16 protein-coding genes are annotated in these 20014 nt (G+C 63.4%); 12 read left to right on the top strand and 4 right to left on the bottom strand.

Annotated features, from left to right (window positions below; all coding sequences use genetic code 11):
• Positions 1 to 195 precede the first annotated feature (195 nt).
• From DQG18_RS09095 to ftsA, 3 genes are all read left to right on the top strand, one after another.
• The gene (locus tag DQG18_RS09095; protein WP_116653946.1) at positions 196 to 1116 is read left to right on the top strand and encodes a D-alanine--D-alanine ligase; all 921 of its coding nucleotides are present in this window, start codon (positions 196 to 198) and stop codon (positions 1114 to 1116) included.
• A 107-nt stretch (positions 1117 to 1223) separates the two neighbouring features.
• The gene (locus DQG18_RS09090) at positions 1224 to 2042 is read left to right on the top strand and encodes a cell division protein FtsQ/DivIB (RefSeq protein WP_116653945.1); all 819 of its coding nucleotides are present in this window, start codon (positions 1224 to 1226) and stop codon (positions 2040 to 2042) included.
• A gap of 97 nt (positions 2043 to 2139) precedes the next feature.
• The gene (gene ftsA, locus DQG18_RS09085; RefSeq protein WP_116653944.1) at positions 2140 to 3456 is read left to right on the top strand and encodes a cell division protein FtsA; all 1317 of its coding nucleotides are present in this window, start codon (positions 2140 to 2142) and stop codon (positions 3454 to 3456) included.
• Between the two features lie 3 nt (positions 3457 to 3459).
• Here the strand turns inward: ftsA and DQG18_RS09080 are convergent, their stop codons facing one another.
• Positions 3460 to 3681 (bottom strand): type II toxin-antitoxin system HicB family antitoxin, encoded by a 222-nt coding sequence (locus DQG18_RS09080; protein ID WP_116653943.1) that lies wholly within the window; start codon positions 3679 to 3681, stop codon positions 3460 to 3462.
• Positions 3678 to 3920, bottom strand: a complete 243-nt coding sequence (locus DQG18_RS09075; RefSeq protein WP_116654033.1) for a type II toxin-antitoxin system HicA family toxin — start codon at positions 3918 to 3920, stop codon at positions 3678 to 3680. Before DQG18_RS09075 ends, DQG18_RS09080 begins: the two co-directional genes overlap by 4 nt.
• Before the next feature lie 183 nt (positions 3921 to 4103).
• Between DQG18_RS09075 and ftsZ the strand changes: the two genes are divergently transcribed.
• The 6 genes from ftsZ to DQG18_RS09045 all read left to right on the top strand — a co-directional run bounded on the left by ftsZ (position 4104) and on the right by DQG18_RS09045 (position 13297).
• Positions 4104 to 5756, top strand: a complete 1653-nt coding sequence (ftsZ, locus tag DQG18_RS09070; RefSeq protein WP_116653942.1) for a cell division protein FtsZ — start codon at positions 4104 to 4106, stop codon at positions 5754 to 5756.
• Positions 5757 to 5934: 178 nt separating this feature from the next.
• Positions 5935 to 6891: a UDP-3-O-acyl-N-acetylglucosamine deacetylase gene (gene lpxC / locus DQG18_RS09065; RefSeq protein WP_116653941.1), complete on the top strand. Its 957-nt coding sequence runs from the start codon at positions 5935 to 5937 to the stop codon at positions 6889 to 6891.
• Between the two features lie 126 nt (positions 6892 to 7017).
• Complete coding sequence (locus DQG18_RS09060; protein ID WP_157970080.1) at positions 7018 to 7839, top strand: outer membrane protein assembly factor BamD; 822 nt, start codon at positions 7018 to 7020, stop codon at positions 7837 to 7839.
• A gap of 112 nt (positions 7840 to 7951) precedes the next feature.
• Positions 7952 to 9625, top strand: coding sequence for a DNA repair protein RecN (gene recN, locus DQG18_RS09055; RefSeq protein WP_116653939.1), 1674 nt, complete (start codon positions 7952 to 7954; stop codon positions 9623 to 9625).
• Complete coding sequence (gene ligA, locus DQG18_RS09050) at positions 9622 to 12048, top strand: NAD-dependent DNA ligase LigA (protein WP_116653938.1); 2427 nt, start codon at positions 9622 to 9624, stop codon at positions 12046 to 12048. Before recN ends, ligA begins: the two co-directional genes overlap by 4 nt.
• Before the next feature lie 10 nt (positions 12049 to 12058).
• Entirely contained in the window at positions 12059 to 13297 is a 1239-nt protein-coding gene (locus DQG18_RS09045; protein WP_116653937.1) for a hypothetical protein, read from the top strand.
• Between the two features lie 98 nt (positions 13298 to 13395).
• Here DQG18_RS09045 and DQG18_RS09040 read toward each other — a convergent pair whose 3' ends face one another.
• The gene (locus DQG18_RS09040) at positions 13396 to 14310 is read right to left on the bottom strand and encodes a hydrogen peroxide-inducible genes activator (RefSeq protein WP_116653936.1); all 915 of its coding nucleotides are present in this window, start codon (positions 14308 to 14310) and stop codon (positions 13396 to 13398) included.
• Positions 14311 to 14500: 190 nt separating this feature from the next.
• Here DQG18_RS09040 and DQG18_RS09035 point away from each other — a divergent pair, with 190 nt between their 5' ends.
• From DQG18_RS09035 to metF, 3 genes are all read left to right on the top strand, one after another.
• Positions 14501 to 15616, top strand: coding sequence for a DUF2336 domain-containing protein (locus tag DQG18_RS09035; RefSeq protein WP_157970079.1), 1116 nt, complete (start codon positions 14501 to 14503; stop codon positions 15614 to 15616).
• Between the two features lie 397 nt (positions 15617 to 16013).
• Positions 16014 to 16979, top strand: coding sequence for a metalloregulator ArsR/SmtB family transcription factor (locus DQG18_RS09030; protein WP_116654032.1), 966 nt, complete (start codon positions 16014 to 16016; stop codon positions 16977 to 16979).
• A 23-nt stretch (positions 16980 to 17002) separates the two neighbouring features.
• A complete protein-coding gene (metF, locus tag DQG18_RS09025) occupies positions 17003 to 17908 on the top strand; it encodes a methylenetetrahydrofolate reductase [NAD(P)H] (protein WP_116653934.1) in 906 nt (301 codons plus the stop codon).
• Positions 17909 to 18137: 229 nt separating this feature from the next.
• Here the strand turns inward: metF and DQG18_RS09020 are convergent, their stop codons facing one another.
• Complete coding sequence (locus DQG18_RS09020; protein ID WP_245958416.1) at positions 18138 to 19967, bottom strand: aminopeptidase P family protein; 1830 nt, start codon at positions 19965 to 19967, stop codon at positions 18138 to 18140.
• Between the last annotated feature and the right edge of the window lie 47 nt (positions 19968 to 20014).

Genomic DNA, 20014 nt, shown 5'->3' with positions numbered 1-20014 from the left:
CTCCGCTTCGCTCCGGCCACCTTCTCCCGCAAGGGGAGAAGGGGTAGCCCTGCGAATGTTTCGGCTCTTGAGCCCCCTCTCCCCTCGTGGGAGAGGGGTTGGGGGTGAGGGGGCTGCGGAGACTACGACAAACGCCTGGGTCAGCGGAATTAAGAGACGCTCTCAGGCGTCGATAATATGGAAGAAGGTAGTCGAATGACCAGGCACGTTGCACTCCTTAAAGGCGGGTGGTCGCATGAGCGGGAGGTTTCGCTTGCATCGGGGCAGGAGTGTGCCGAGGCGTTGCGCAATTCGGGGTACCGGGTGACCGAGATCGATGTGGCGCGCGACATTGCGGGGGTGCTCGAGGACCTCAAGCCCGACGTGGTGTTCAATGCGCTGCATGGGCGGTTCGGGGAGGACGGGACGATCCAGGGGATGCTGGAAATTCTCGGGATTCCCTATACCCATTCGGGCGTGCTGGCTTCGGCGCTCGCCATGGACAAGCATCAGGCCAAGGTGATGTTCAAGGCGGCGGGCGTGCCGGTGACCGATCACGTCATCGCCAGTCGTGACGAGATCGCCCGCAAGCACGTGATGGCGCCGCCCTATGTGGTCAAGCCTTATAATGACGGGTCGAGCGTCAATGTCTTCATCGTCAAGGAAGGCCAGGAGCATCCCCCGCAGGAGATCCTGCGCGCCGACTGGAGTGGCGACGAAGACCTGATGGTCGAGCGGTTCATCCCCGGGCGGGAACTGACTTGCGCGGTGATGGGCGATGTGGCGCTGGGGGTGACCGAGATCGTCACCGACCTCGCCTTCTACAATTATGAAGCGAAATATGAGGCGGGCGGGAGCAATCACGTCCTTCCGGCGCAAGTTTCACCAAAAATTTACGAAAAAATTCAGAAAATGGCGCTCAAAGCGCACGCCGCGCTTGGCTGCCGGGGTGTCACGCGGTCCGACTTCCGCTACGACCCGCGCGGCGGAGACGATGGCGAACTTGTCTGTCTGGAACTCAACACCCAGCCGGGCATGACCCAGACCTCCCTCGTTCCAGAACTGGCGGCGCACGCAGGACATTCGTTCGATGAGCTGGTGAGCTGGATTGTGGAGGATGCGAGTTGCAACAGGTAAGGCGTGAGTATTCCGCCGACGCTCCTTTTCCAGTTACCAAACCTGCCAGACCGCGTCTGAAACCGATCGATCCGATTGTCCCGATTTCCCGCGACCGGTCGCCTGCGGTGCGTGCCGGCCTGCCCGTGCCCATCCGCCGCCGTGGCGGGATGATGGTGCGGCTCGCCAATCTGTGGGTCCTGCACCGGGGCTTCGTCCTCAAGGTTCTCGTTCTCGTCGCGCTGGTGGGGGCGGGGCTCGTCGCCTATGTGCTGCGCGATGAGATCGGCGAGGGCGCGACCATTGTCGGGCATCTGGTGACCGGGCAAGTGGCCGAGGCCGGGTTCGGTGTGGCCCAGATCGAGATCACCGGGCAGGCGCTGACCCGCGAGGCGGACGTGATGCGCGCGCTGGGGATCGAGAATTTCACCAATACCCTTGCCTATGACGCGGAAGCGGCGCGGGTGCGGATCGAGGAAATCCCCTCGGTCGAGACCGCGACGATCCGCAAGGTCTATCCCGATTCAATTACCGTCACGATCACCGAGAAAGTGCCTGTCGCGCGATGGCGGATCGATGGGCTGACCATGCTGATCGACGCAAAAGGTGAGCCCATCGCGCCGGCGCGGTTCGAGAATGGCGACCTGACGCTGGTAATCGGCGAGGGGGCGGGGGACGATGCGCTGGCCATGATCCGGCTGATGGAGCGCTACCCCGACCTTGTCGCCGACCTTGCCGCGCTGAGCCGGATCGCGGACCGGCGCTGGGACCTCATCTATTATTCCGGCCTTCGCGTGCAGCTTCCCGAACAGGGGGTGGTGACGGCGCTCGGAAAGCTCGACCGCTACAATCGCGAGGACCAGCTTCTGGCGCGCGATGTGGACCTCATCGATATGCGCATCCCGCAATATGTGGCGGTGCGCCCGACCGTGCGGGATGAGAGCTAGGATGTTTGAGGTGTTGGTGGACCCAGCTTCGATGGCTTTTTCTTCGCTTCCCGGGCTTTCGCCGGGGAAGCATACGGTGGCAGGGGAAGTGTTCTAGATGATGACCGATGCCATGACCGCGCGGCTCAAGCCTGTCCAGCCCGGACGCTCAAGCCTTGTGACCGTCCTCGATGTCGGGTCGACCAAGATGTGCTGCGTCATCGCGCGGCTGGTGCCGCAGTCCGAGGGCAAGGCGCTGAGGGGCCGCACCCACAAGGCCGAGATTATCGGTTTCGGCTATGGGCCCTCGGTGGGGGTCAAGAGCGGAGTCGTGACCGATCTCGAAAAGGCCGAGCAGGCGATCCGTTCGGTGGTGGGGATGGCCGAGCGCGCGGCAGGGATCACCGTGCAGTCGGTGATCGTCAACGTGACGGCCGGGCGGCTGGGCTCGGAGACGTTTTCGGCCAGTGTGTCGCTCGATGGGCACGAGGCGGAGGCCTCGGACATTTCGCGGGTGCTGATCGCGGTCAACCAGCGCTCGGTGCGCGACGAGCGCTCGATCATCCACGCGCTGCCCATCGGCTATGCGCTGGACGGGCAGAAGGGCGTGCGCGACCCGCGCGGCATGGTCGGGGATACGCTGGGGATCGATGTCGCGGTCATTTCGGCGGAAACGCTGGCTATGCGTAATATCGAACTGGCGCTCAACCGCTGCCATCTCGAGGTCGAGGCGCTGATGGCGACGCCTTATGCTTCGGGGCTGGCGTCGCTGGTGGACGACGAGGCGGAACTTGGCGTGGCGTGCATCGACATGGGCGGAGCGACGACTTCGGTTTCGGTGTTTGCCGAGGGGCATCTGGTCTATGCCGACGCGCTGGCCATCGGCGGGCATCACATCACGCTCGACATCGCGCGCCAGCTTTCGGTGAGCGTTGCGGATGCGGAGCGCCTCAAGACGCTTTATGGCTCGTGCCTTTCGGGGCAGGGGGACGAGGCGGACGTCATCACCGTGATGCCGATCGGAGCGAGTTCGCACGAGGCGCCCAATTCGGTCTCGCGCGAGACGCTGACGCGGATCATCCGCCCGCGTGTCGAGGAAGTGCTCGATGCCATCCGCGATCGCATGCAGGCGACGGGCATGATGGATATTTCCGGGCGGCGGCTGGTGCTGACCGGGGGGGCATCCGAGTTGACCGGCCTGCCCGAACTGGCGCGCCGCATGCTGGCGCGCAATGTGCGCAACGGGCGTCCCCTGGGGATTTCCGGCCTGCCCGAACGGGCGCGCGGCCCCGCGTTCTCGGCGGTGGCGGGGATGCTGGTCTATCCGCAGGTGTGCGGGAAGGAATATGTGCGGCCCAAGGCGTCACGCAAACTCACCGGCTCGGACGGGTATTTCGCCCGTGTGGGGAACTGGCTGAAATCGGGGTTTGTATAAGGGTCAGGCAAACAGCGCCGAACGGGATGGGGAAGGCACATTGCGGCCCATGTCCCGGGCGGCCTCGATCCATACCGCAATGGCATCCTGCACGTTGGCCAGGGCTTCCTCGGGCGTTGCGCCATCGCTCATGCAACCGGGAAGATCGGGCACGGTCGCAATGAAGCCGCCTCCCTCATCGGAAGGCAGCGGGGAGATAATCACGGGATATTGCAGGTGCGTCATTGCAACTTCCTCACCGCATCCACCAGCAGGACCAGTTTCCGGATATATACGGGCTTGATCGGCCTTTTGAAAGGCACGGTCAGTATCTCGGTGACTGCAGGATGGGCCACCTTGTAATGCGAGCCGCCCGAGCGGGGAGGGGCGCAGTGGGCGCCGTATTGCCTGCACAGCCTTGCAACATCCTCGATGGTCCAGTCGCCTTTCGGGTTTCGCCGCATGCGCTCCAACAGCCTGTCCATGGAAATCCCCCGGTATTTCATGTCAGCCCATTGTGCCAGCCCGCCCATGCTTAATCAAAAGTGACCGTCAACCGGCGCGCTCTCTCAAATTGCACGAAAGTTAACGAATTCGGCGGCTTTGTTAGGGTCCGGTTAACGATTGGAAGGGTACACCTTGGGCATACAGCCACTATGGGGCCAGAGATGACTATCAACCTCCAGATTCCGGGAATTCAAGAACTTAAGCCGAGAATCACCGTCTTTGGCGTCGGTGGTGCGGGCGGCAATGCCGTGAACAACATGATTAACAGCGGGCTCGAGGGGGTCGAGTTCGTTGTGGCCAATACGGACGCTCAGGCACTTGCGCTTTCCCGTGCGCAAAGAGTGATCCAGCTTGGCGTTGGCGTGACTGAAGGGCTGGGTGCGGGGTCGCATCCGGAAGTCGGGCGCGCGGCGGCGGAAGAAAGCTTTGACGAACTCAACGACCATCTGTCGGGCTCGCACATGGTGTTTATCACCGCTGGGATGGGCGGCGGCACGGGCACGGGCGCTGCCCCGGTGGTCGCGCGCGCCGCGCGCGAGCAGGGCATACTGACCGTCGGCGTCGTCACCAAGCCGTTCCAGTTTGAAGGCAATCGCCGGATGAAGCTGGCCGATGACGGGATCGACGAACTGCATCGCCATGTCGATACGCTGATCGTCATTCCCAACCAGAACCTTTTCCGCGTCGCCAATGAGAAGACGACGTTTGCCGACGCTTTCGCGATGGCCGACGAGGTGCTCTATTCGGGCGTTGCGTGCGTCACCGACCTGATGGTCAAGGAAGGGCTCATCAACCTCGACTTCGCCGACGTGCGCGCCGTGATGCGCGGTATGGGCAAGGCGATGATGGGGACCGGCGAGGCCGAGGGCGAGGAGCGCGCGCGACATGCCGCAGAGGCGGCAATCGCCAATCCGCTGCTCGATGATGTTTCGATGCAGGGCGCCCGCGGGCTGCTCATCTCGATCACGGGCGGCAAGGATATGACGCTCTATGAGGTCGACGAGGCCGCGTCCCGCATCCGCGAGGAAGTGGATTCGGATGCCAATATCATTCTGGGCGCAACGTTCGATGACGGTCTGGAAGGCAAGATTCGTGTCTCGGTCGTTGCGACCGGCACGGATGCGCTGATGGTCCAGGCGCTCGACCCGGTAAAGCCCAACGCATCGCGCCAGCCCTTGCATGCCAAGCGCCCGGAAGCTGCGGCTAGGCCCGAGGCGGCTGAAGCCGAGCCGACGGTTGCTGCGCATATGAGCGATGACCAGTTTGAGGCGGCGGTGGCGCAGGCCATCCAGCACGAAAAGGATGCCAAGGCGTTTGTCGAGGATGCGAGCCAGGACGAAGGCGTAACGATCGAGCCCTACGTGCCGACCGCCCGCGCGCCCCAGCCGGTCGGGGAAACCCCGCGTGCCCAGGACGTGCCCGCACCCAGGCCCTATGTGCCTTCGGGTGCCGAGCGTCCAGTGCTCCAGCGCCGCGTCCCGCGCGCAGAAGACATGCCGCCGGTCGCCCGCCAGCAGATGGAGCAGCCCCGTGGCGAGGAACCGCGCAATGCGCGCGCCCTGTTCCGCAGGCTGGCTTCCAATGTCGGATTGAGCATTGGCGGGGAAGCCGAGCAGGAACTTGATCGCGAAACCCAGCCCCGGTTCGAGGATGCTGCGGCCCGTTCGGCCATCGAAGCGGCTTCGTCCCGCCCGGCGGCGCGCGCTCCGGAAGGGGCGGCGGGCCAGCTCGATGCGCATGGCCGCGCGCCGACTGTCCGCACGCAACCCAAGGAACAACTTGAAATTCCGGCTTTCCTGAAACGTCACGGTTAAGCCAAAAACAAGGTTCATTCTGAAAAACGGTCCGGCGAGGCTTTTCCGCCGGACCGTTTTTCATTAGTAAGGCTGGACCGTTTGATTTATCGCATTTCCGAATTGCAAAAGTGGCGCCTGCTTTTGCCGGAAACCCTTCAGAACGGGCCAGTTGGCTGAACATGCCGTCGGAGTATTTATGAAGAGCAATGTCGTGCGCCAAAGCACGCTGACCCGGCCCGTCGAATTTGCAGGCATCGGTGTTCACAATGGCAGACCGTCGCGGCTCATAATTGAGCCTGGAGCCATCGATTCCGGCTATATGCTGGCCCGCAAGCTTGAGAACGGCACACGGACCGAGCCACTTCGGATCGATTATTCGCGGGTGAGCCGGACATCGCTTTGCACGGTTATCGATCTGGGAAATTCGGTGCATGTGGCGACGGTCGAGCACGTGCTCGCGGCGCTGAGCGGGTTGGGGATCGACAATGCGCTGATCACCGTCGAGGGCGAGGAATGCCCCATCCTCGACGGCAGCGCGCGGCCTTTTGTCGAAGAACTGCTCGATGCGGGCATGACGGTGCAGCCGCAGCGCAAGAAATTCCTGCGTATCCTGCGCACCGTCACGGTGCGCGACAACGATGCCTTTGCGATGCTCGAGCCCTATAACGGACGGTGTTTCGACGTCGAGATCGATTTCGACAGCAAGGTTATCGGACGCCAGCGGATGATCTTCGACTGGTCGCCGCGCAAGTTTCATGACGATGTGGCGAGCGCCCGCACATTCGGCTTCGTCGCGCAGGCCAAGGTGCTGCGCCAGGCGGGCTACGCGCTGGGCTCCAGCCTTGAAAATTCCATCGCCATCGAGGCCGACAAGATCGCCAATCCGGACGGCTTGCGGTTTCACGACGAATTCGTGCGCCACAAGCTACTCGATGCGGTGGGCGATCTGGCGCTTGCCGGAACGCCGATCTATGGGCGGTTCAGGTCCTACAAGGGTGGCCATGGGCTTAACGCACTGGTCCTAAAGTCCCTTTTCGCCAGCGATCAGAACTATGAGGTCGTCGAGGCCGACGCGTTGCCGCTGGAAATGGACGCCCTGATGGACGTGCCCGAGCGGCTCGATGTGCAGCCCTACTTGCGTTCGATAAGATGAATAGGCGATAACCTGTCAAAGTTTTGAACAATTTCACGGTTAGCGAGTGGAATTGGAGCAGGTGTCCCGATCCCGGGGGCTGCAGAGCGGATGAGGAACGGGCAGTTGTTGAACGGAGAGTCCAGAATGAAGTCCATCGGAACGGCGATCCGGCTTTCGGTGGCTGCGGTCGTGCTTGCAGCGGTCGCGGCGTGCTCGCCGTTCGGCATGTTTGCCTCGAGCGTCGAGGAAGAACCGATCGTTCCGGCGGACGAGCTTTATTCCACCGCGCTCGGGTCAATGGAAAACAATCGCTACAACGCGGCGATCGAGGATCTGGAAAAGCTTGAGCGTCAGCATCCCTATTCGAGCTATGACGAGCGCGCCAAGGTGATGCTCACCTTCGCCAATTTCCGCATCGGCCGGTTCGAGCAGGCGGTGCTGGCGGCGGACAGGTTCCTTGCGATCTATCCGCGCTCGTCCGAGGTGCCCTATATCCTGTTTCTCAAGGGAAGCGCCTATTTCGAGATGATCACCGACACGACCCGCGACCAGGAAGTGGCGCGGGATGCGATCGGCACCTTCGAGCGCCTGATCGCCAACCACGCCAGCAGCCGCTACGCCGACGAGGCCAAGCCAATGCTGACCATTGCCCGCGACCAGCTTGCCGGCAAGGAAATGTCGGTGGGCCGCTATTATCTGGGCAACGGGCAATATACCGCCGCGATCAACCGCTTCCGCGAGGTGGTGGAGAACCATCAGACCTCGACCCACGTGGAAGAGGCGTTGTTCAGGCTGGTCGAAAGCTATCTTCTGCTTGGGCTCGTGGCCGAAGCGCAGACGGCGGGGGCGGTGCTGGGCACCAACTATCCCACCAGCGAATGGTACGATCGCGCGTTCAGCCTGCTCCAGCAGCAGGGCATCGCCCCGCAGATGCTGGCGGGCAACTGGCTCTCGAACCGGACGTAAGGAGCGTTGTCCACAGCCGTGGGCAGGGAGCGATGAACGCGCTTGCTGGCGCACAAATGTTCCTGTATTGTTCTCTTTGTCCCGATATGAAGGCAGGGGAGCCGGTTTGGCGATGCTGAGCACGCTGTCGGTCCGCAATATCGTTCTTATCGACCAACTCGACCTTGCCTTCGAGCATGGCATGACCGTGCTGACGGGGGAAACGGGCGCGGGCAAATCGATCCTGCTCGATGCGCTGACGCTGGCGCTGGGGGGGCGCGGGGACGCGGCGCTGGTGCGCGAGGGAGCGGAAAGCGGGCAGGTGGTGGCGGTGCTGCATCTGCCCGAGGATCATCCGGCGCGCATTCTCCTGCGCGAGAACGAGATCGCCGACGATGCCGAGATTATCTTAAGGCGCGTGCAGCACGGGGACGGGCGAACGCGGGCCTTCATCAACGATCAACCGGTTTCGGCGGGACTTTTGCGGTCGGTCGGCGGGCTGCTGGTCGAGGTGCATGGCCAGCACGACGACCGGGCGCTGGTCGATACCGCCACGCATCGGGCGCTGCTCGATTCGTTTGGCGGGTATGAGGGGGACCTGGCGGCGGTAGAGGCGGCGCATGCGGCGCTCGTTTCGGTGCGCACGGAGGTCGAGGCGCAGCGGGCGCGGGTGGAAAAGGCGGCGCGGGACGAGGAATATGCGCGTCACGTGGTCGACGAGTTGACCGCGCTCGGCCCCGAACCGGGCGAGGAGACGGTGCTTGCCGACCGCCGGCAACGGCTGATGGGACTCGAAAAGGCGGCCGGAGAAGTGGCCGATGCCGAGGAGATTCTCAGCGGCACCAATGCGCCGGGCCCCTCGCTGGCGCTGCTGCTGCGGCGGATCACGCGCAAGCCGGAGGCCGAGGCGGCGCTGTTTCAGCCCATGGCCGATGCGCTGGACGCGGCGCTCGTGGCGCTCGACGGGGCCAATGAGGCGCTCGATGCGATAAGGCGCGAGATGGCGTTCGACCCGCGCGAGCTCGAACAGGTCGAGGAAAGACTGTTTGCCTTGAGGGCGGCGGCGCGCAAGCATCAGGTCGAGTGCGATGCGTTGCCCGATGTGCTGGCCCGGTATGCCGGCGAAATCGAGGCGTTGGAAACGGGGGCCGAACGGCTTGCGGCGCTCGAAACCGAACTTGCGGCGGCCCATGCAGCCTATGAGGCGGCGGCGCGGGCCCTGAGCGCGGCGCGCGGGCGGGCCGCCGGGGCATTGGGGGCGGCGGTGGAGGGGGAGTTGCCCGATCTCAAGCTGGGGGCGGCGAGATTCATCGTCGATATCGAGAGCGACGAAACCCGCGTTGCGGCGAGCGGGTTCGACCAGATCGCCTTTCACGTGCAGACCAATCCGGGCACAGCGGCGGGGCCGATGATGAAGGTCGCGTCGGGGGGCGAGCTTTCTCGGTTCCTTCTGGCGCTCAAGGTGGTGCTGGCCGACAAGGGATCGGTGCCGGTGCTGGTGTTCGACGAAATCGACACGGGCGTCGGCGGGGCGGTGGCCGATGCGATCGGCAACCGGCTGGCGCGGCTGGCAAGGGCCGTGCAGGTTCTGACCGTGACCCATGCCCCGCAGGTGGCGGCGCGGGCGGGGACCCACCTGCTCATCGAAAAGCAGGCGGTGCAAGAAGGGGCGTTCATGCGCACCCATGTCCGCCCGCTTGACGAAGGCGCGCGCGGCGAGGAAGTTGCGCGCATGCTGGCGGGCGCGCGGATCACCGAGGAAGCGCGCGCGGCGGCGCGGCGTTTGATGAGCGAAGTAATATTATGAGTAACAAAAGCCTATCGCGCGCCAAGTTGTCGTCTGCTCGTCGAGCGGAATGCATCAACGAAATAGCGGATGACTGGCTCCTACTTTATCCAAACGCTCGAAAGTCAGATTTTGTATCTCTATTAGCAAAATTGGATAGCGGGGATATCGAATGGATATATGACCGCGCTCACAAGCCGTTAGTTGGTCGGAGCAATCGGGAAAAAATTGCGAAGCTTAAAGTTCTTCAGATTGCTGCAGTTAGTGAGAAGAATAGTATTGCTGAAAGCCTATTTAAGATTCTAGAGAAGGCGGATAAGGCATACTATCAGGATGCGAATCCCATCTTTGAGGACTCGCAATACGACGCATTAAAATCGATATTCAATTACGTATTCCATTCACAGGGAGTTCGCCCCTATAAACCTTACTTGAAACGCCTCGAAGCTATTGGGGCGCCGCCGTCGGGCGATTTTGCCAAGGTCCGGCACGCGGTACCTATGCTTTCATTGGCCAACGCCTTCAGTGATGATGACGTTGCGGATTTCGTTGCCCGTGCACGGAAATTCTTCGAGCGCGAAAAGGGTCTCGAACTGGCCTTTACCGCAGAGCCCAAGATCGACGGGCTCTCTGCCTCGCTGCGGTACGAAAAGGGCGTCTATGTGCGGGGTGCGACGCGTGGCGATGGCGCCGAGGGTGAGGATATCACCGAGAATCTCCGGACGATCGCGGACATCCCCAAGCGTCTTGCGGGTTCGGGCTGGCCCGATGTGCTGGAGGTGCGTGGCGAGGTCTATATGACCCATGCCGATTTCGCGGCGCTCAAGGCCAGTTCGGCAGCCGAGGGCGGACAGGATTACGTCAATCCGCGTAACACAGCGGCAGGATCGCTGCGCCAGAAGGACCCGTCGGTCACCGCGCGCCGGAACCTCAAATTCTTCGCCTATGCTTGGGGCGAGATCAGCGCGCCGCTGGCCGATACGCAATATGATTCGGTCGCCCGGCTGGGGGAGTGGGGGTTCGTCGTCAATGATCTGATGATCCGCACGACCAGGGTGGAGGAACTGCTCGAGCATTACCGCAGGATCGAGGCGCAGCGGGCAACGCTGGGCTACGATATCGACGGGGTGGTCTACAAGCTCGACCGGCTCGATCTCCAGCACCGCTGGGGGTACGTGGCGCGCGCGCCGCGCTGGGCGATCGCGCACAAGTTTCCCGCCGAGCAGGCAACGACGATCCTCAACAGGATCGACATCCAGGTGGGGCGCACGGGGACGCTGACGCCGGTGGCGCGGCTGCAGCCGGTGACGGTGGGCGGTGTGGTGGTGGAAAACGCCACGCTCCACAACGAGGATTATATCGCGGGGCGCGACAGCACCGGCGCACCGATCCGCGACGGGTACGATATCCGCGAGGGCGACACGGTGATCGTGCAGCGGGCCGGGGACGTAATCCCACAGATCGTCGCGGTGGTGCCCGAAAAGCGGCCCGCCGATGCGGTGCCGTTCCTGTTCCCCGAACAGTGCCCGATCTGCGGATCCGAGGCGGTGCGGGAAAAAAATCCCAAGACCGGAAAGCTCGATGCGCGCCGGCGTTGTACGGGGGAATTGATCTGCCCGGCGCAGGCGGTGGAAAACCTGCGCCATTTCGTATCGCGCAACGCAATGGACATCGAAGGGTTCGGCTCGGAAAATATCGATCTCTTCCATTCCGAGGGCCTGATCGAGACGCCCGCGGACATTTTCAGGCTCCACGAACGGCAGCCCGAGGTGCGGGCGGCCCTGTTCAAGCGCCGCGAGGAGCAGGCCGCCGAGCGCGAGCGGCTGACCGGCAAGGTGCGCAAGAAGGTGCTCTCGGCCGAGGAACGCACCTATGAGGGGCTCGACAAGCTCTTTGCCGCGATCGATGCGCGGCGCGCGCCCGAACTCGACCGCTTCATCTTCGCGCTTGGCATCCGCCATGTGGGGGAAACGACGGCGGCGATGTTCGCCAGGGCGTTCGGCGCGTTCGAGGCGTTTCGAGAAACGGCCTGGAAGGCGGGAGAGGGCGACGAGGAAGCCCGGGCGGCGCTTTTGGGGATCGATGGGATCGGGGATACGGTCGTGCAATCGGTCGGCGCGTTCTTTGCCAATGAGCGCAACGAAAAGGCCATTACGGCCCTGCTCGAAGAGGTGAGGCCAAAGCCCTATGTGGTCGAGGCTTCCGCCGGCAGCAAGGTGGCGGGCAAGACGGTGGTGTTCACCGGAAGTCTCGAGCGCATGACGCGGCCGGAGGCCAAGGCAATGGCCGAGCGGCTGGGGGCCAAGGTCGCCGGTTCGGTTTCGGCCAAGACGGATCTCGTCGTGGCGGGGCCCGGGGCGGGCAGCAAGCTCAAGCAGGCCGAGAGCCTTGGTGTCGCCGTCATCACCGAAGATGAATGGTTCGATCTGGCGGGACAAGCTTAGGAGAGGGCCGATGCGGGCTGTTGTTGCGGGGATTGTGGTTGCGGCGCTGGCGGCGCCCGTGCAGGCGCAGTCGAGCGCCGATGAACTGCGGGACTTTCTCTATGAGGGGCGGATCGCGGAGGGCATCGAGGCCTTTGCGGGACGGCAAGACAATGCGGAAGCAGCCTTCGGGCTTGGGTTCTTGACGTTCGCGGCGGGGGTGGAAAGCCTTGCGGCGGCCTTTTATCCCCACGGGCTCGACCCCCAGCGCGGCATTGCGACCTCACCCCTTTTCGGGATACCCGCGGCGCCCGAGCGCAGCAAAGAGCCGCAAGTTTTGGCCTATGGCGATTTTCGCACCTATCTCGAAGATTTCGTCGTGGCGATGGACGAGGCGCACGGGCTTTTGCTTGCCGCGTCCGAGGACAGGACATTCGCGGTCGAACTCGACATCATGCAGATACGCATCGATATCGATGGCGACGGGGTGGCCGGCGAGATGGAGTCGATCGGGGCGTTCCTTGCCCGGGCTGGCGGCATGTCGCGCGAGTTCGGGGTGGGCGACGGGCTTGAGGGCCTGCCAACATCGTTCGCGTTCGATGCGGCGGACGCGATCTGGATGGCGGGGTATTCGCAGATCCTTGCGTTCAACGCCGATTTTATCCTGGCCCATGATTTCGGGGATTTCTTTGTCGCGATCATGCACCGGTTGTTCCCCGGCGCCGGGCTGCCGATGGAGGCATACGCGCCCGCGGGGTCGCTGTTCATGGACCGCGACAGCGATGCGCTGCTGGCCGACGCGATCGCGGCGATCCATACGCTCAACTGGCCGGTGGCCGACCGCGAGCGGCTGCTGCTCGCTCGCGACCGGGCGCTTGCCGTGCTCGATCTGTCGCGGCGGAACTGGGAAGCGATCCTTGCCGAAACCGACGACAACCGCGAGTTCATCCCCTCGCCCTACCAGACGCCGGTGCACGAGGACATGAAGATCACCAAGGCGATGGTGTCGGCCTGGCACGAGGCGCTCGATTCCACGGGGCGGGTGATCCGGGGCGAACTGCTTTTGCCGCACTGGCGTTTTTCGGGTGTGGGGCTCGATCTCAACCTTTACTTCGAGGAGGCGGAGCGCACCGACCTCGTGCTGCTGTTCACCGGGCTCGATGCCCTGCCGTTCCTGCGTGAAGGCGAGATCGCCAGCGAGGAGGATTTCGCGGCCACCAACGAGGTGTTCGGCGATGCGATCTGGGGGTATGCGCTGTGGTTCAATTAGGATCGGGCCGACGCGGAGCTGGAGCGCTGTGGATTCCGGGTCGGGCCCGGGATAGCGACGGAGACAAGCCGACCGTTTCCATCAAAACCTGAAACGATCTAGGGCCCAATATCCGACGCCAATAGCGCTTCTCCGGTTTCGCGGGCGATTTGTGCGACCGTCTGAAACAGCGCTTCATAGGGAGACCCGGTGCGCCAGACGAGGCGCAGGGTGCGGGCGGCGCCGGGGGCGGCGAGTTCGTGGATTTCGATGCGGCGGTCGCTCATCTCGCGCCTGAGGCTGATGGCGGGGAGCAGGGTATAGCCGTAACCGGCGGCGACCAGTTCGAGAATGGTGGTCAGTGAGGTCGCGGCAAAGCCACGGCCCGGGATGTCGGCCTTGAGAGAGCATGCATCGAGCATCTGGTCGCGCAAGCAATGGCCTTCCTCAAGCAGAAGGAAGCGGTCGTCAGGCAATTGGTGCAGCGAGACCGGATTGGTCAGTCCCGATCCGCCGGGCGCCGCCAGAATGAACGGATCGGAAAAAAGAGCGGTGTCTCCAAAACCAGACGAGGGCGGCATGGTGCCGAGCAGGGCGATGTCGAGATCGCCCTCGGTGACCGAGGCCAAAAGCCGTTCGGTCTTGCCCTCGCTGACGACAAAATGGATGTTGGACAAGCGCTGGGTCAACGCGGGCAGCAGGTGAGGCAGGAGATAGGGCGCAACGGTGGGGATCAGGCCCAGCCGCAACGGGCGGGACGGCTGATCGGCGGCCATGTCGGCAAAGGTTTCAAGGTCCTGCGCCGCGCTCAGCACGCGGGTAGCGTGTGTGAGAAAATCGCGCCCGTATGGGGTGACGCGTACCGTCTTGCCCAGCCGGTCGAAAAGCGGCGTGCCGCACCGCTCCTCGAGTTGCTTTATCTGCTGGGACAGGGCCGGCTGGGTGACGTGGCAGCGCTCGGCGGCCCGGCCGAAATGGCCTTCCTCGGCAATGATCCGGGCATAGCGGAGCTGGCGGAGCGTTATGGTGTGCATGGCAGGTTCGTGGACAGGCGATAATGTGTTTTTATCGCATTTTCCTGCTTAATCAATTTTATTGATTTTCCACAAAAGGCAACTGGATCGCTTTTTAATTAAATCGTGCCGACTGCATTCAACGGAAAGCTAGACCCTTCATGCGATGTTTCGGGACTTGTACGGCAGTGGAGCCGGGGAGACGGGACACATGTTCGAAACCAGTGAAGGCGTACGCGCATTCGCCAATTTCAGGGTGCTAAACGGCGAGGCGGATGCGGCCGAACGCGACCACCTGATCCGCAATCTCGCACAGTTGTTCTCCTACGTGTCGGACCGGTGCGATGATGAGCAGGTCTTTCAGTATGACGAGGTGCTGTGCCAGCTTGCCGACATCGTCGAAATCGAGGCGCGGGCGCATGTGGCGCGCCTGCTGGCCCCGCTCGAAAGGGCGCCGGGTTCGGCGGTCCTGAAGCTGGCCAATGACGTCATCGAGGTCGCGGCGCCGCTGCTCGAATTTTCCACGGTCCTGTCCGATGACGATCTCATCGAGATCGCCGAGCACCAGAGCGAGGCGCATCGCGTGGCGATCGCGAGCCGCAAGGGGCTGACGGGGCGCGTGGGCGAAGCTATCGTCGAGCACGGGGAGGAGCCTTCGGTGACGCGCCTTCTGCGCAACCGGGAGGCCGAACTGAGCGGCAAGGCCGTCGAAGCCATCGCCGTGCTGGCCGTCGACAACGGGACGCTGGCCGAGGACCTGCGCGGGCGGGGCGAGATCGATTGGGGCGAGGTGCGGGCCGAGGTCAGCCAGGTTGGCGTGCGGGCGCTCGAAAATCTGGGACTGCTGGTACGCGGCGATGACGGGGCGACCGCGGGGCGCGTGCAGGCGGTGGTTTACAACCGCATCAAGAACCGCGCGGGTTTTTCGGCCAGGGAATGGAAACTGGCCTGGAATCAGGTCAAGGCGCTGGCCGACCGACGTCGTTTCGATCTCAAGGCGCTGTACCGATTCACCCGGTTCGGCTATGGCCACCATACGGCGGCGGGGCTTACCATGCTGCTCGAGGTACGGCCTGAAATCTTCGTCAAATGGCTGGCCATGCAGGACTATGTCGCCGTTACGGTCGCCTGCAAGGCCATCCGGCTCGATGCCGAACTGTTTGAATCGGTGATTGCCGCGCTGCCCTGGCGCGACATGCCGAGCCGGCTCGACATAGAGAACGTGCGCAAGCGCTTCGAGGCACTGAGCGAGGATGAGGCGGCCGGAATCTTCGAGCTCTGGCGCACCCACGCGTTCCGGCGCAAGGCGAATGACGAGGTGGCATAGGCGGGTTCTTTTCTCCGGGAGCGTTAAGTCGTTTCAGGCTTTGATGAAAACGTCGGTTTTCGCCATCCTGGCGGGATCGCGCTGGATTGCCGGCAATGAATGCCGGAATGACAATGGTGTTTTGTGCAAGATCACCTCATCCCCCATGTCACCCCGGGGTTCATTCCCGGGGTCCAGAACGATGTTTCCTCGAACCCTGACCTTCTGATTCAGTTGGAACCTGAAACGCGGTCTTTCGGTTTCTGATCTCACTTCAGGGCTTTAATGTCTGTCCACTTTCGGCCTGCGGCAGCGCATATCGCCACCGCGGGCATTCTTTTATGCGCTCCTCGTCTTGACATAATGACATAAAGATATCTTTATGTGGCTTCGTAATTATGAAGCGAAGGCGGATGCAATGCTGAAGGCCAGGCCGACACAGAACGCGGAAAAGATCGTGACGCTGCTGAAGGCGGCGGGCGAGACGACGCGCCTGCGGCTTCTGGCGCTGCTGGCCGAGGGCGAGTTGAGCGTCAAGGATTTTACCGAAATCCTCGGGCAGAGCCAGCCGCGCATCTCGCGGCACCTCAAGCTGCTTGTCGATGCCCAGCTCGTCACCCGGCACGCGGAAGGGGCGTGGGCCTATTTCCGGCTGGCCGACAGGGGGGCAGGGCGGGCGCTCAACGACTGGCTGTTCGAGATCGTCGATCTGGCCACTCCCGAACTGCGTCGTGATCGAGAGAAGCTCGCCGCCGTGCGCGAGGCGCATCGGGAACAGGCCAACGCCTATTTCGCCAAGATCGCGGGCGACTGGGACAAGCTGCGGAGCCTCCATGCGCCCGATTCCGCCGTCGAGGCAGCAATCGTCGAGATGGCCGGCGGCGGCGAGGGGCGCCTGATGCTCGATCTGGGCACCGGCACGGGGCGGATGCTCGAATTGCTGGCCGACCGCTATGAGTATGCCATCGGCATCGATTCCAGCCGTGAGATGCTGGCGATCGCGCGCGCCAAGGTCGACGCGGCGGGGCTGGGCAATGTGCAGGTGCGGCTGCGCGATATCACCGATATCGGCGATCACGCGGGAAGCGCCGACCTCGTGATCATCCATCAGGTCCTGCACTATTTTGACGATCCGGCCGCGGCGCTGATCCCGGCGGCGGAAAGCCTTGCGCCGGGTGGCGTACTGCTGGTTGTCGATTTTGCGCCGCATAATCTGGAATTCCTGCGCACCGAACAGGCGCACCGGCGTCTGGGGCTTTCGGACGAGCAGATGAATGTCTGGGCGCGGGCGGCGGGGCTGGAGGTCGAAAAGGTGCACCGCTTCCCCTCGGGGCACGATGGGGGCCTCACCGTTTGCCTGTGGCGTCTCGAGCGCCGGGCCTGAATGAATATCGAAAGGATTGGACGATGACCGCATTCGACACCGGTTCAAATGTCGTCACCCGGCTACGCCCCGCGCGCCGGGACGTGGCAGTGAGCTTTGAATTCTTTCCGCCCAAAACCGACGAGATGGAAGCCCGGTTCTGGGAGAGTCTCGACCGGCTCGCGCCGGTCCGGCCGCGTTTCGTCTCGGTCACCTATGGCGCGGGCGGCACGACGCGCGAGCGTACGCTGCGCATGGTGACGCAGATAAAGGCCAATTCCGGGATCGATGCGGCGGCCCATCTCACCTGCGTGGGGGCGAGCCGGGACGAGGTGGATGCTGTTGTGCGCAGCTACAGGCTTGTGGGGGTCAACCGCATCGTCGCCTTGCGCGGCGATCCCCCTTCGGGGATCGGCGAGGTGTTTGAGCCGCATCCGGACGGCTACCGGAATGCCGCGGAACTGGTGGCTGGCATTCGCCGGATTGGGGATTTCGATATTACCGTTGCCGCCTACCCCGAAAAGCATCCGCAAAGCGCGGACTGGGATGCGGATATCGACAATCTCAAGCGCAAGATTGACGCGGGCGCCAATCGCGCCATCACGCAGATGTTTTTCGACAACGCCGATTACTGGCGGTTTTTGGAGCGGGCGCGCCGGGCGGGGATCAACGCACCCGTCGTGCCGGGCATCCAGCCGATCCACAATTTCAAGCAGATCGCGGGGTTCGCGGCGCGCTGCGGAACATCGATTCCGGCCTGGCTCGCGGCGCGGTTCGAGGGGCTGGAAAATGACCCCGACGCCCATGAACGCGTAGCCGCGGAAATCGTGGCACGGCAGGTCGATGAACTGCTCGATGGAGGGGTGCGGGAATTTCATTTCTACACCCTCAACCGCGCGGACCTGCTGCTGTCGCTGACACGCCTGCTGGGGGTGAAGGTGGCGGCTTAGATCGTTTGTTTGCCGCAAGAGCCGATCGCTGCGGCGTGGAGTGGGAGCATATCCTCTCCTCTTCCGTCGTTGCCCGGCTTGTCCGGGCAATACAGCTTGCCGCGTTGGGTCACCCGGATAAACCGGGTGACGACGTGGCGGATTTTGTTGCTTAGAGCGCTCCGGGCCCAACCATCCGGGCATGTCGTTTCCATCAAAAACTGAAACAATCCAGATAGCCGGTGCTGCGCTACAACGCCGCCGTCGCCGTTTCCAGCCAGACGCGGTCCTCGCCCCTGAGCTGGGGGCCGATCTCGGTGCGGACGCGGGTGTGGTAGGTGTTGAGCCAGTCGCGGTCGTCCTTGCCCAGCAGCGAAACGTCGATCAGGCGCTTGTCGATGGGGGCGAGTGTCAGGGTCTCGAATTCGAGAAAACCCTCGTCGACCTCGCTTTGGCGTATGACGAGCAGGTTTTCGATGCGGATGCCGTATTGGCCCTCGCGATAGTAGCCGGGCTCGTTGGAGAGCACCATGCCTTCCTCGAGGGGAACGGTATAGCGCGGGGAGATGCCAGCGGGACCTTCGTGGACGGAGAGGAACGCGCCGACGCCGTGGCCGGTGCCGTGGTTGTAGGTGAGCCCAACCTGCCAGAGATATTGCCGGGCAAGCACATCGAGCTGGGCGCCGCTGGTGCCGCGTGGAAACCGGGCGCGGGAAATGGCGATCATGCCCTTCAAGACGCGGGTGAAGCGGTCTTTCTGCTCGTCGGTCACCGGGCCGGTGGCCATGGTACGGGTGATGTCGGTGGTGCCTGAAAGGTACTGGCCGCCGCTGTCGACCAGCATCAGTTCGCCGGGATTGAGGCGGCGGTTGGTCTTTTCCGACACGCGGTAATGGACGACCGCCCCATTGGGACCCGAGCCCGAAATGGTCTCGAAACTCACATCGACGGCGGTGGGCTCGTCGCGGCGGAAAGCTTCGAGTCGCTTGACGATATCGATTTCGGTGAGGCGGCCACGGGGCGCCTCGCGGTCGAGCCAGGCCAGAAACCGCGCCATCGCGACGCCATCGAGCTTATGGGCCTCGCGCATGCCGGTGAGCTCGACATCGTTCTTCCTGGCCTTGGGCAGCAGGACGGGGTCGCGCTTTTCGATGAGTTTCGCGCCGCCTTCCGAAAGGATCATCCTTACCCGCGCGGGAGCGGTGGCCGGGTCGAACCAGACCGATTTTCCAGCGGCGGCAAGCTCTTTGAGCGCGGCGGCGAATTCGCCCTTTTCGCGCAAGATGGCGATATTTGCCAGCGCCTTGCGGTTTTCGTCGGTGAGCTTGTTTTCGGGCACGAATATTGTGGGTTCGCCCGCTGCCGGGACGATGGCGAAACCGAGGACGAACGGGTTGTGCGGCACGTCGCGCCCGCGGATGTTAAACAGCCAGCATAGCGATTCCGGCAGGGTAAAGACCGTTGCCTCGGCACTTTCCTCCTGCATGGTTTTGCGAAGCTCGGCCAGCTTGTCGTCCGCCGATTTGCCCGCGCGGTTGTGGCCAAGGATCTCGATGGGGCCTTGCGGCGGGGCAGGGCGGTCCCGCCAGAGCACGTCTATGGGGTTTTCAACCGGCTCAAGCGTGATGCCGGCTTTATCGAGCGGGGTCTTGAGGCTGTCGAGCATGCCTGGTGTCAACAGCCAGGCATCGAAACCCAGCCGCGTGCCCCGGGGGAAATTCTGCGCGATCCACGCGCCGGGGCTTGTGAAGGTTGTATCGATGACGGTGAAGATTGCCGTGTCGGTCTGGGTGGGAGCCTGTAGCGTATAGCGGCTGTCGACGAACAGCCCGGCGGTGTCCGCGCCGATGATGGCGAGCCCCGCCGAGCCGGTGAAGCCGGAGATATAGGCAAGACGCGCATCGCTTTCGGGGACGTATTCGCCCTGATGCACATCGGCGCGGGGCACGATAAAGCCATCGAGGCCCTGCCCATTGAGATGAGTGCGCAGCGCGGCGATGCGCGGGGCGACCTCGGCCGGATCGGACTTTTCCTCGAAAGTCTGGAAGACGGCGTCGGGGATGAGCGGGAGAGAGGACATGGGCGGCCTTGTTGCATCAACAACCTGCCATGCGGAAAGGGCATGGC

It is taken from the genome of Pelagibacterium sediminicola, assembly GCF_003390885.1.
Classification (GTDB): Bacteria; Pseudomonadota; Alphaproteobacteria; order Rhizobiales; family Devosiaceae; genus Pelagibacterium; species Pelagibacterium sediminicola.
Note: the sequence above shows the minus strand (reverse complement) of the source record. Positions and strands in the feature narration are given on the sequence as shown.

What these genes read in the sequence shown, in the direction of transcription:
- DQG18_RS09060 (WP_157970080.1), top strand. Translation starts at nt 7,018, where the DNA reads ATGAAGTCCATCGGAACGGCGATCCGGCTTTCGGTGGCTGCGGTCGTG.
- DQG18_RS09020 (WP_245958416.1), bottom strand. Translation starts at nt 19,967, where the DNA reads ATGTCCTCTCTCCCGCTCATCCCCGACGCCGTCTTCCAGACTTTCGAG.
- DQG18_RS09080 (WP_116653943.1), bottom strand. Translation starts at nt 3,681, where the DNA reads ATGACGCACCTGCAATATCCCGTGATTATCTCCCCGCTGCCTTCCGAT.
- DQG18_RS09040 (WP_116653936.1), bottom strand. Translation starts at nt 14,310, where the DNA reads ATGCACACCATAACGCTCCGCCAGCTCCGCTATGCCCGGATCATTGCC.
- metF (WP_116653934.1), top strand. Translation starts at nt 17,003, where the DNA reads ATGACCGCATTCGACACCGGTTCAAATGTCGTCACCCGGCTACGCCCC.
- DQG18_RS09075 (WP_116654033.1), bottom strand. Translation starts at nt 3,920, where the DNA reads ATGGACAGGCTGTTGGAGCGCATGCGGCGAAACCCGAAAGGCGACTGG.
- ftsA (WP_116653944.1), top strand. Translation starts at nt 2,140, where the DNA reads ATGATGACCGATGCCATGACCGCGCGGCTCAAGCCTGTCCAGCCCGGA.
- recN (WP_116653939.1), top strand. Translation starts at nt 7,952, where the DNA reads ATGCTGAGCACGCTGTCGGTCCGCAATATCGTTCTTATCGACCAACTC.
- DQG18_RS09095 (WP_116653946.1), top strand. Translation starts at nt 196, where the DNA reads ATGACCAGGCACGTTGCACTCCTTAAAGGCGGGTGGTCGCATGAGCGG.
- DQG18_RS09045 (WP_116653937.1), top strand. Translation starts at nt 12,059, where the DNA reads ATGCGGGCTGTTGTTGCGGGGATTGTGGTTGCGGCGCTGGCGGCGCCC.
- ftsZ (WP_116653942.1), top strand. Translation starts at nt 4,104, where the DNA reads ATGACTATCAACCTCCAGATTCCGGGAATTCAAGAACTTAAGCCGAGA.
- ligA (WP_116653938.1), top strand. Translation starts at nt 9,622, where the DNA reads ATGAGTAACAAAAGCCTATCGCGCGCCAAGTTGTCGTCTGCTCGTCGA.
- DQG18_RS09030 (WP_116654032.1), top strand. Translation starts at nt 16,014, where the DNA reads ATGCTGAAGGCCAGGCCGACACAGAACGCGGAAAAGATCGTGACGCTG.
- DQG18_RS09035 (WP_157970079.1), top strand. Translation starts at nt 14,501, where the DNA reads ATGTTCGAAACCAGTGAAGGCGTACGCGCATTCGCCAATTTCAGGGTG.
- lpxC (WP_116653941.1), top strand. Translation starts at nt 5,935, where the DNA reads ATGAAGAGCAATGTCGTGCGCCAAAGCACGCTGACCCGGCCCGTCGAA.